Source organism: Flavobacterium sp. (genome assembly GCF_046296355.1).
GTDB lineage: Bacteria > Bacteroidota > Bacteroidia > Flavobacteriales > Flavobacteriaceae > Flavobacterium.
Window position 1 is genome coordinate 38,791 of record NZ_JBKBLM010000006.1, and the last position, 11,301, is coordinate 50,091.

The 11,301-nt window shown below is 41.3% G+C and carries 7 protein-coding genes, 1 tRNA gene and 1 pseudogene; 4 read left to right on the plus strand and 5 right to left on the minus strand.

Annotated elements, in window-relative coordinates; all coding sequences use genetic code 11:
* The first annotated feature begins 5 nt into the window (after window positions 1–5).
* The 4 genes and pseudogenes from ACK4HO_RS04760 to ribB all read left to right on the plus strand — a co-directional run bounded on the left by ACK4HO_RS04760 (window position 6) and on the right by ribB (window position 6,054).
* Window positions 6–2,384, plus strand: a complete 2,379-nt coding sequence (locus ACK4HO_RS04760) for a DNA translocase FtsK (RefSeq protein ID WP_409663406.1) — start codon at window positions 6–8, stop codon at window positions 2,382–2,384.
* A gap of 1 nt (window position 2,385) precedes the next feature.
* Window positions 2,386–3,027: a LolA family protein gene (locus ACK4HO_RS04765; protein WP_409663304.1), complete on the plus strand. Its 642-nt coding sequence runs from the start codon at window positions 2,386–2,388 to the stop codon at window positions 3,025–3,027.
* A 7-nt stretch (window positions 3,028–3,034) separates the two neighbouring features.
* Window positions 3,035–4,444: pseudogene (locus tag ACK4HO_RS04770) on the plus strand (LptF/LptG family permease); the annotation flags it as partial.
* A gap of 476 nt (window positions 4,445–4,920) precedes the next feature.
* Window positions 4,921–6,054: a 3,4-dihydroxy-2-butanone-4-phosphate synthase gene (gene ribB, locus ACK4HO_RS04775; protein ID WP_409663306.1), complete on the plus strand. Its 1,134-nt coding sequence runs from the start codon at window positions 4,921–4,923 to the stop codon at window positions 6,052–6,054.
* A 118-nt stretch (window positions 6,055–6,172) separates the two neighbouring features.
* Here ribB and ACK4HO_RS04780 read toward each other — a convergent pair whose 3' ends face one another.
* The 5 genes from ACK4HO_RS04780 to ACK4HO_RS04800 form a co-directional block, all read right to left on the minus strand.
* Window positions 6,173–6,601 (minus strand): nuclear transport factor 2 family protein, encoded by a 429-nt coding sequence (locus tag ACK4HO_RS04780; protein ID WP_409663308.1) that lies wholly within the window; start codon window positions 6,599–6,601, stop codon window positions 6,173–6,175.
* 141 nt (window positions 6,602–6,742) lie between these two features.
* A complete protein-coding gene (locus ACK4HO_RS04785) occupies window positions 6,743–7,324 on the minus strand; it encodes a Crp/Fnr family transcriptional regulator (RefSeq protein ID WP_409663310.1) in 582 nt (193 codons plus the stop codon).
* A 611-nt stretch (window positions 7,325–7,935) separates the two neighbouring features.
* Window positions 7,936–8,020, minus strand: a tRNA-Ser gene (locus tag ACK4HO_RS04790).
* A 159-nt stretch (window positions 8,021–8,179) separates the two neighbouring features.
* Complete coding sequence (locus tag ACK4HO_RS04795) at window positions 8,180–9,646, minus strand: AAA family ATPase (RefSeq protein ID WP_409663312.1); 1,467 nt, start codon at window positions 9,644–9,646, stop codon at window positions 8,180–8,182.
* A 45-nt stretch (window positions 9,647–9,691) separates the two neighbouring features.
* Window positions 9,692–10,810, minus strand: a complete 1,119-nt coding sequence (locus tag ACK4HO_RS04800; protein ID WP_409663315.1) for a vWA domain-containing protein — start codon at window positions 10,808–10,810, stop codon at window positions 9,692–9,694.
* Window positions 10,811–11,301: the final 491 nt, after the last annotated feature.

The following is an 11,301-nucleotide window of genomic DNA, read 5'->3' on the forward strand; positions in this document are numbered from 1 at the left end:
ACCGAATGCTGTTTGGCTTCGTATTGGTATTGCTGTCCATTGCCTTTTTGGTTTCCTTTATATCGTTCTTCCTGCATGGTCGTGTTGACCAAAGTGCCGTTGATGCCATTACCGACAGAAATGAAGAAGTGCAAAACTGGTTGGGTAAATTTGGTGCCTACTTGGCCGATTTGTTTATCTACCGTGGTTTTGGTATTGCTTCCTTCCTATTGGTGAAGTTGTTCTTTTTAAGCGGTGCTTTCTTGGTCTTAGATTTACCGGTGCACAAATTAAAAAATACTTGGTTTTGGGATTTGTTTGCCTTAGTGATTTTATCCATACTGTTTGGCTTCTTTGCTTATACTTTGCCTGAATTGGGCGGAACCATAGGATACGAAATGAATTTGTTCCTGCAGGATTACATTGGTAAAACCGGAACGGCTTTATTATTGGTGTTTTCAATTATTGTGTACCTAATCTTCAAAATTAAAATCTCTCCCGATGCCATTAAGTCTTTCTTCGAAAAGAAACACAAAGACCTCAAAGAAGACATCATCAACATGGCGGGTGCCAATGATAAAGGCGTAGATTATAACCTCGAAGAGTTTGCGGTAACAGAAGACGAAGAACCAACCGAAGAGCCAACACTCAAGCCTTCCCAATTTGAAATCAATAAAGACGCGTTGAAACCCACCATTGAACACGCTTCTGAAATCAATTTGGAACCTACGATTAAAATGGCGGTTACGCCTACTCCGGAAGAACCGACTTATGTAGAACCAACCAAACATATCATCGAAACCAATGATGAAGCTTTTGTAATTGAAAAAGCTGAAGAAGAAGATGTTATGGATGAAAACTTGGCCGCCAAATTGGTAGCTGATTTTGGTTTGTTTGACCCCACCTTAGAATTATCCAATTATAAATTCCCGACGATTGACTTGCTGAAAGAATATGCTTCTGTAGGCATTACCATCAATCAGGAAGAGTTGGAAGAAAATAAAAACCGCATTGTAGAAACATTAAAGAACTACAAGATTGATATTGCGCAAATCAAAGCGACTGTTGGGCCGTCGGTGACTTTGTATGAAATCGTACCCGAAGCGGGAATCCGTATTTCTAAAATTAAAAGCTTAGAAGACGATATTGCTTTATCGCTCTCTGCATTGGGTATTCGTATCATTGCTCCTATTCCCGGGAAAGGAACTATTGGTATTGAGGTGCCGAATAAGAACCCAACGATGGTACCGATGAAAAGCGTTATCGCTTCGGCTAAGTTCCAGGAAGCTGAGATGGAATTGCCTATCGCTTTAGGAAAAACCATTTCGAATGAAACCTTTGTAGTCGATTTGGCGAAAATGCCTCACTTACTGATGGCTGGTGCTACCGGACAAGGAAAATCGGTGGGATTGAATGCCGTACTGACTTCGTTGTTGTACAAAAAACATCCTGCCGAAGTGAAGTTTGTTTTGGTTGATCCAAAGAAAGTCGAGCTGACTTTATTCAACAAAATAGAACGCCACTACCTCGCGAAATTACCCGATACGGAAGACGCGATTATCACCGATAACAACAAAGTAATCAACACGCTGAATTCGCTTTGCTTGGAAATGGACAATCGTTATTCGTTATTAAAAGACGCCATGGTGCGTAACATTAAGGAATACAACGAGAAGTTTAAAGCCCGAAAATTGAATCCTGAGAATGGTCACCGTTTCTTGCCTTATATTGTTTTGGTAGTGGATGAGTTTGCCGATTTGATTATGACCGCCGGTAAAGAAGTGGAAACGCCTATTGCTCGTTTGGCACAATTAGCGCGTGCGATTGGAATCCATTTGATTATCGCTACGCAACGACCTTCTGTTAATGTAATTACCGGTATGATTAAAGCCAACTTCCCGGCGCGTATTGCTTTTAGAGTAACTTCTAAAATTGACTCGAGAACTATTTTAGATTCGGGTGGTGCTGATCAATTGATTGGTCGTGGGGATTTGTTGTTCTCTAACGGAAATGATTTAGTGCGTGTACAATGTGCTTTTGTTGACACACCCGAAGTAGAAAAGATTGTAGATTATATTGGTTCCCAAAAAGCTTATGCGAGTGCTTATCTTTTGCCGGAGTACATTGGTGAAGATGGCAGCAGCGTGAACTTGGAGTTTGACATCTCTGAACGAGACAGCCTATTTAGAGAAGCGGCAGAAATTATTGTAACAGCCCAACAGGGTTCGGCATCATTATTGCAAAGAAAATTGAAACTGGGTTACAACCGTGCCGGAAGACTGATAGATCAGCTCGAAGCCGCCGGAGTTGTAGGACCGTTTGAAGGAAGTAAAGCGCGTAGTGTAAACATTCCCGACTTGACTTCGTTAGACCAATTTTTTAGCAACGAACAAAACAACAATTAAAATGAACAAATTACTATCTATTGCATTACTCCTATTAGTTAGTTTTACCACTAATGCACAAGATAAAAAAGCCAAAGACTTGCTTGACCAAGTTACCGCTAAGGTGAAAACCTATGACAATATCTCCATCGATTTTAAATATACACTGACCAACAGGAAAGAGAACATCAACAAAGAAAGCAAAGGCAATTTGGTGTTGGAAGGTAACAAATATGTTTTGAATTTCTTGGGTGTAACCAAAATATACGACGGCAAGAAAAGCTATACTATCGTACCCGAAGATGAAGAAATAACCATATCGAGTGTGAATGACAAAGATGAAAATGCCGTAACGCCTTCTAAAATGCTTACCTTTTTTAACAGCGGTTACAAATACTACTGGGATATTCCTCAAGACGTAAAAGGTCGTAAAATACAATACATCAAATTGGTTCCAACCAATCCTAAAGACCAACGCAAAGAAGTGTTATTGGGTATCGATTCTCAAACTAAAAACATCTACAATGTGATTGAAATGGGCAAAAACGGTACTAAAACCACTTTGACTGTTAATTCTTTTAAAACCAACCAACCTTTATCAAAAAATCAGTTTACCTTTGTAGCGAGTAAATATCCAAATTACTACATCAACAAAATAGATTAAGCTCGAGGTGAAAATACTTGACCGGTACTTATTAAAATCCTTCCTGATTACATTTACTACGGTATTTGTAATCTTGTTTTTTATATTCGTACTCCAGGTAGTTTGGCTCTTTATCTCTGAATTGGCCGGAAAAGACTTAGACATCGTAATGATTCTTAAGTTCTTACTTTTCAAAATGCCAAGTATCATTCCGTTAGTATTACCGCTTTCTGTGCTGCTCGCTTCCATCATGACTTTTGGTAGTTTGGCAGAGAACTATGAGTTTGCTGCCATGAAGTCATCGGGGATTTCTTTGCAACGAGCAATGCGCAGTCTTATGGTTTTTATCCTTTTGTTAAGTATTGTTGCCTTTTTCTTTGCCAATAACGTAATTCCTTTTGCCGAGTATAAATTCATTAACTTCCGAAGAAACATTGCCCAAGTCAAGCCTGCGATGGCTATAGCCGAAGGGCAATTTAGTGAAGTGGGTGCTTACAACATAAAAGTAGAAAAGAAATCGGGAGATAATGGCCGTTTCCTTAGCCAAGTGACCATTCACAAAAAATCGGTTATGGGTTCGGGGAGCAATACCGTTATCAAAGCCAAAAAAGGAGAATTGATCAGTAGTGAAGACTCTAATGTTTTAAAACTGGTGCTCAACGACGGGCATTACTACGAAGACATTACCCCAAAGAAATTTGAAGAACGCGACAAAATGCCCTTTGCCAAGAGTAAGTTCCAGAGGTATGTCATCAATATCGATTTGTCTAAACTCAACAGCTCCAATTTAGACGAAGAAAAAATCACCAACACCAACACCATGTTGAATGTTAGTGAACTCACCTTCACGCTCGACTCACTACAGAAGAGTTACAGCAAAGAAGTCCTTTCGTATACCGAAAACATCAACCAGCGTTCTGCTATGACGCTGACCGATTTAATGAAGGATACCGTGGCGCCGGTGCTTAACAATACCGATTTGCTAAGGACTTATTCTAAAAGTGACAAAACCCATATCTTGAGAGTCGCCAACAGTAATGTAGATGCTATGAACTTCTCCTTAGAGTCTTCTAAATATGAACTGCAAGCCAAACAAAAAAACATCAACCAACACTGGATTGCTTTGTATGATAAGTTTGTAATAGCCTATGCTTGTTTGCTGATGTTCTTTATCGGTGCGCCATTGGGAGCGATTATCCGCAAAGGTGGTTTGGGATTGCCTATCGTATTTGCGATACTTATTTTTATCATCTTCCACTTTATCAATACTTTTGGCAAAAAGATAGCACAACAGGACGAACTCTCCCCTTTCTTAGGCAGTTGGATGTCTTCTTTTGTGTTGACACCGCTTGCTATATTATTGACCAAAAGGGCTACTGATGACAAAGGATTTAGCATGAACTTTGATTGGTTGACCAATTTCTTCAACCGCATCTTCCCGGATAAGACCCAACCTGAATTGGTAGTGTCAACCGTAACCCCTGAATTGGCTATTGATGCAGAGGAAGTACACCAATATTTAAACACTTTACCCGGCGACAGCAAGCCTAAAAACATAGTTGAGGAGAAGGTGTTGCCTACTGATACTCGTTCTGTAGAAACCCTTTTGAAACAATACAACCTTTTTAGTTTGGTAGGCTTGGTGAGCAATGTCATTTTATTTGGACTTTTCTTTTGGGGTAAACCCGATACTCCGGTTTTGATAATCATTGCCGCGTTGGTGGCTATGGCGTTATTCTTTAGCTTATACAAAACCCAACAAGCCTTAACTGCTTTGGCGGCAAAGGCTGATAAAAAAGCCGATATCCCTCTTTTGGTGCTACTGGCAGCAGGGTTTCCTTTTTACTTCCTGTTTTATATTTACAACCGGATTTTTGTCAAACAACTTATTGCAACAATTAATACTACTGTCTAATGGACATCACCAAAATACAACTCAACACTATAGAAGAAGCCATTGAAGACATTCGCCAAGGCAAAGTCATTATCGTAGTAGATGATGAAGACCGTGAGAATGAAGGCGACTTTTTGGCTGCAGCCGAAAAAGTAACCCCTGAGATGATTAACTTCATGGCGACACACGGCCGTGGATTGATTTGTGCTCCGCTAACCGAGCGTCGTTGTAACGAATTGGAACTGCACTCGATGGTGAAGAACAACACCGACCATATGGAAACCGCCTTTACCGTTTCGGTAGATTTGAAAGGAAATGGCGTTACCACCGGTATCTCGGCAGCGGATAGAGCCAAAACTATATTGGCCTTAGTGAATGAAGATACCAAACCGCACGATTTAGCGCGTCCGGGACATATATTTCCTTTAACAGCTAAGCAAGGTGGGGTTTTGAGAAGAACCGGTCACACCGAAGCCGCTATTGACTTTGCCAGACTTGCAGGATTCAAATCGGCGGGTGTGATTGTAGAGATTATGAATGAAGACGGTACTATGGCACGTTTGCCTGAGTTAGTGGAAGTGGCTAAGAAGTTTGATTTGAAACTGGTTTCCATAGAAGACTTGGTTGCCTACAGAATGCAGCACGACAGTCTGATTGTAAAGAAAGAAGACTTTGAAATGACTACTCGATTTGGTCAATTCCGATTAAGAGCGTATTGGCAAAACACCAACAAGCAAGTGCATATAGCCCTTACCAAAGGAAGCTGGAGCTCGGGCGAATCGATATTGACTCGTGTAATTTCGACCCAATCTAACAATGACATCCTGAACTCTTTGACGGATAGTATGGATAAGAAGTTAGACGACGTGTTCAACCTCATCAACAGAGAACAAAAAGGAGCCGTAGTATTCATTAACAGCGAACGCGATTCGAGTGACTTGCTCAATCGTTTATCCGAATTAAAACTCTTGCAGGCCGAAGGAGTCATGAAAGCGCCATTGGTAAAAATGGACAGCAAAGACTTTGGAATAGGCGCGCAGATTTTACATGACATTGATGTTTCTAAAATCCGACTCATCTCCAACACTACCCAAACCAAGCGTGTGGGCATGATTGGCTATGGGCTGGAGATTACGGAGTATGTGGCCTATTAAAGATAATTAAACCTAATTCAAATATAAAAACCTTCAAGTTTCCTTGAAGGTTTTGTTTTATTTCAAAGCTGGCTTAGGCTAAATAAAATAATAAGTTCTCCAATAATAGTCTTACTCTTTATTCCGCAAAACTTCCTCCACTCATTGCTTTCATAAATGCTTGTGGATTCCAGTATTCGCGGTAGTTTGTAATTAGTCCGTCTCTAAAAGTTACGAAAGTTGCATAACTCATTTCATAAGGATTTCCATTCCCAATCACGACACCTGAGACACTCCACTCTGCGATTGCCGTTTTGGAATCGTCAGTGCCATAAATTTTTAATGTGGGTAACGATTTTACGTCGATAAAACTAGGGTAATCTTTTAGATAGGCATAAAGTGCGTCACGTCCTTCAAACCTTGACGGCGAACCTTCGGGAGCAAAAGGGAATTCGGCAACTACATCATCGGCACAAAGTGCAGCCCAACCTTTCATATCTTTGGCCAAAAAGGTTTCTAAACTGTTACGAAGCAATTGGGTAACTGGGGTATTTTTTAAAGTTTCCATTTTTTCAATTTTAATGTTATTTTATTTTCTATTTTGATAGGGCAAAGTTGCAGTAGAAAGTAATGCTATAACAATGAGATTTGATAAAAAAAACCGTTGACAAATATCAACGGTTTTATATAAATGGTTAAAAACTTCCCCTTATTTTAATGATTGTTTCCTTATTCTACTGAGAGTTTCTTTGGTTATCCCTAAAAATGACGCTATTATATGTTGCGGAAATCGTTGGATAAACTGTGGATGATTTTTAGCAAATTCTTCATACCGCTTTTCTGCCGTGTTGCTAATAGTAGAACTTAATCTTCTTTGATTTGCTATTGCATTTCGTTCATCCATCAATCGAATCATTTCTACTAATGCAGGTATTTTATCCATTAAGTCTAACATATCCGCTCTTGTAATAACCAATAATTCGGTGTCTTCCCAAGCCTCTATGTTATACTTTGAGGGTGTTAGCATAATTGTACTTTCTCGATCACTTGCCCAATAATTTTCGATGAAGAGATGTACAATGTGCTCTACTCCTTTGTCGTCAACACTGAACTGCCTCATGGCTCCTTTAACTATAAAGCTAGTATATTTACAAACATCTCCTTCTTGTAAAAAGTATTGTTTCTTCCTGAGTTTTTTAGGTTGAAAAGCAGCAATAACTAATTCTTCTTCTACTTTAGTAAGTGGTAAAGAGGTGTGTTGATTTATATAGTCGATTAATTTTTCGTGCATTAGTTTACCTATTCTATTTAAAACCATGCAAGTTATAAAAAAGGTGGTAATTTATTGTAATAGTAGGCAATTGCTTTGGTGGGATACTTTATGGATTTGTGATTGCGAAGTATGTGGCGTATTAGAGTTGCGGGTTGAAGATTTCGGGTTATAGAGAAAGACTCTCGGGATTACCTGCGGTGATCTTTGGTGGAGTGAACTTTGTATGGGAAAACCTCAGTGCCTTAGTAACTTAGAACCTCAGCACCATAGGTACTGAGGACTTCTCGGGATTACCTGCGGTGATCCCTGGAGGGGATGAACTTTGCAGGGAAAAACCTCAGTGCCTTAGAACCTTAGAGCCTTAGTGCCTCTTTGCAGGATTACCTGCGGTGATCCCTGGAGGGGATGAACTTTGCAGGGAAAAACCTCAGTGCCTTAGAACCTTAGAGCCTTAGTGCCTCTTTGCAGGATTACCTGCGGTGATCCCTGGAGGGGGTACCTTGCAAAGGAAAACCCTAATGCCTTTTTCAAAGGCATTGGTTTTTTATTTCAAAAAAGTCCTCAAAAGTGAACTTTTGGGACTTTTTTGAAATAAAAAACCCGAAACTATCGTTTCGGGTTTTCCTTTGCGGAGAAAGAGGGATTCGAACCCCCGGACCTGTTACAGTCAACAGTTTTCAAGACTGCCGCAATCGACCACTCTGCCATTTCTCCTATAAGTCGGGCACTAATTGCTTAATGCGGTTGCAAATATAGCAACCTTTTTCTTTTTGCAAAAAGATTTAAGGTAAAATATTCACTTATTTTTTTACGGCTACCCTATTTCATTAATGCTGTGCCAATTAACTTTTGAGAGCTTGTCTATTTAACGTACTATTGTAGTTTATTAATGTAATTACTATACAAATCTTTGAATTGGTACCCTACTGCCACTCGGTCTTTGCTGAGTTTGTTGTACTCTACTAATCCCCAAAGTAAAAACTCCTTTAGGAAATAACGGTCTTCCGCTAAACCATTGGGTTGGTACTTGGTGATTAAATCGGTTAGCGGGGTTATGGCGTCTAATTGTTTTTGATACTCCTCGTCGGTGGCGTCGTCTAGGAGTTCGAAACCTGTTTCGGTAAAAAACCATTCTAGGATTGAGGCGTACGGACTGGCCTCGGCATCGCGTTCGAGCTTTTCTATTTTGGGAAAGTAGGCCGGGAAGAAGGTTTTAATGGCATCGGCTATTAAATGTTGGGCCACCACGGCAGCGCCTTCTTGTTCGCCTTCGTAAACCAATTCTACTTTACCGGTAATGGCCGGAATGATTCCCATAAAATCGGACAAGCGTACCGTTGTCTTTTCGGCTCCGGCTTGTAATGCTCTTCTTTCAGCGGTGCTTATTAGGTTTTCAAAAGCGGTAATGCTCATACGGGCACTGACGCCACTTTTGGCATCGATGTATTCGCTCTCGCGGGCTTCGAAACTGATTTGCTCCAACAGGTCTTTGGCCAACGACGGCACATAAACGGCATTGGCTTGCTGATCATCTAATTTAGCCTCTTGGTGTGTAATGGTGCGGGCTATGGCTATAGTTTCGGGATAATGGGTCAATATTTGGGACCCAATACGGTCTTTTAATGGGGTCACGATGCTGCCTCTATTGGTGTAATCCTCGGGATTGGCGGTGAATACAAATTGCATGTCGAGTGGCAAACGGAGTTTAAAACCTCTTATCTGAATATCGCCTTCTTGTAAGATGTTGAACAAGGCAACTTGGATGCGTGCCTGCAAATCGGGTAATTCATTGATTACGAATATGCAGCGGTTGGCTCTTGGTATCATTCCGAAATGGATGACGCGGTCATCGGCATAAGAAAGTTTTAAATTGGCGGCTTTTATAGGGTCAATATCGCCTATCAAGTCGGCTACAGTTACATCGGGTGTGGCTAGCTTTTCGAAGAAGCGTTCGTTGCGGTGGAGCCAATTCACGGGTGTGGCATCTCCGTGTTCGGCTATGAGGTCTTGCGCAAAACGCGACAAGGGTTGCAAAGGGTCATCATTAATCTCGGAACCTGCTACTACCGGTATGTACTCGTCGAGCAATTCAATCATTTTACGAGCCAAACGGGTTTTGGCTTGACCGCGAAGTCCCAACAAATTAATATTGTGGCGCGATAAAATGGCCCGCTCCAACTCGGGGATGACGGTGTTCTCAAATCCGTGTACGCCTTCAAAAACGGGTTGCCCTGCTTTTAGTTTGTTACGCAAATTATCACGCAACTCATCTTTAATGCTTTTTGGTTTGTATCCCGATTGTTTTAATTCTCCTAGTGTTTTTATAGTCTCTATTTTCATATCTTATTTCTACTTGTTTCCCTGCCTGACGGCAGTAGGTTGCCTTTATTTCAACTTCTTCTTTCTGTTGGTTTCATAATCCTCGAATATCATCTCCCCTAACCCTTTTAATCCGGTGTAGAAGGCTTTCCCTTGGTTGGCTTCGGTAAATCGGTTGACGAACTGTTGCAAATAGGGGTCATTGGCTATCATAAACGTCGTAATGGGAATGTGCAATTTACGGGCTTGTGCCGCTTGGTTGTAGCACTGCTCTACTATGTATTGGTCTAAACCATTGCTGTTCATATAATAGGTGCCGCCCTTTTCGCGCACGCAACTGGGCTTGCCGTCGGTAATCATGAATATCTGCTTGTTGGTGTTGCGCTTTCGGCGGAGGATGTCCATCGCCAATTGTAATCCGGCCACGGTATTCGTATGGTAAGGGCCTACGGTTAAATAGGGTAAATCTTTAATAGCAATGGGCCAGGCATCATTCCCAAACACCAAGATGTCAATGGTGTCTTTGGGGTAGCGTGTGGTGATTAATTCGGCCAACGCCATGGCTACCTTTTTGGCGGGTGTAATGCGGTCTTCGCCGTATAATATCATGCTGTGGCTGATGTCGATCATCAATACGGTACTCATTTGGGCTTTGAATTGGCTGTCTTCTACCACCAAATCGTTTTCAGTTAACTGAAACTCGCCAACACCATTATTGATTTGGGCATTGCGGATGCTCTCGGTTAGGGCAATGTTTTCTAACCCATCGCCAAAGTGGTACGCCCTGAACTCGCCTGTTTTTTCATCGCCGTTGCCGGAGTATTTGGTTTTGTGGTTGCCACTCCCCGACTTGTTAAGGTTGCCAAATATTTGGTCGAGCGCGGCCTGTCTGATGGCTCTTTCGGTTTTGGCGGTAATGCCCATGCCTCCGGTGCCATCGGGTTTTACTTCCTCACGGATGTAGCCCTTTTTCTTTAAGTCTTCGATAAAGTCATCAACGGTATAATGCTCGTCGGTGAGTTGGTACTCTACATCCAACTGCCGCAACCAATCAATCGCTTCTTCAAAATCACCTGAGGTGTGGGTAATGAGCTCTTTAAACAGGTCGAATAATTTATCGAATGGCGAAAGAAAGGGTGCTTCGTAGGGCTTGAAGAAAAATCCTTTTTTGGTTTGCTTTTCCATTGTATAAAAATATCACTTCTGGTTAATAAGTTGGCACAAACGAATGTTAATTATTAGTGAAATTGTGGGTTGAGTGGCTGAGTGGCTGAGTGACTGAGTGACTGAGTGGCTGAGTGACTGAGTGGTTGAGTAAAGACTCTCAACTCCCGAAGCTTCGGGACTGGGTGACAATATGCAGACGATTGGGTTTGGTTTTAGCGATCACATTACTCTTTTTTATACTTTAATTGAAGGGTAATTGTCTCGCGAAGGCGCGAAGAATATGAGGTTCTAAGGAACTGAGGCGCTAAGGTTCTAAGGTTTTACTGCAGTGTTAACTTAGATAATTAACTTTCTTTGGGATTGCCCTTTCTTTGGGCTGTAATTGTCTCGCGAAGGCGCGAAGAATATGAGGTTCTAAGGTACTGAGGCGCTAAGGTTCTAAGGTTTTACTTCGGTGTTAACTTAGATAATTAACTTTCTTTGGGATTGCCCTTTCTTTGGGCTGTAAT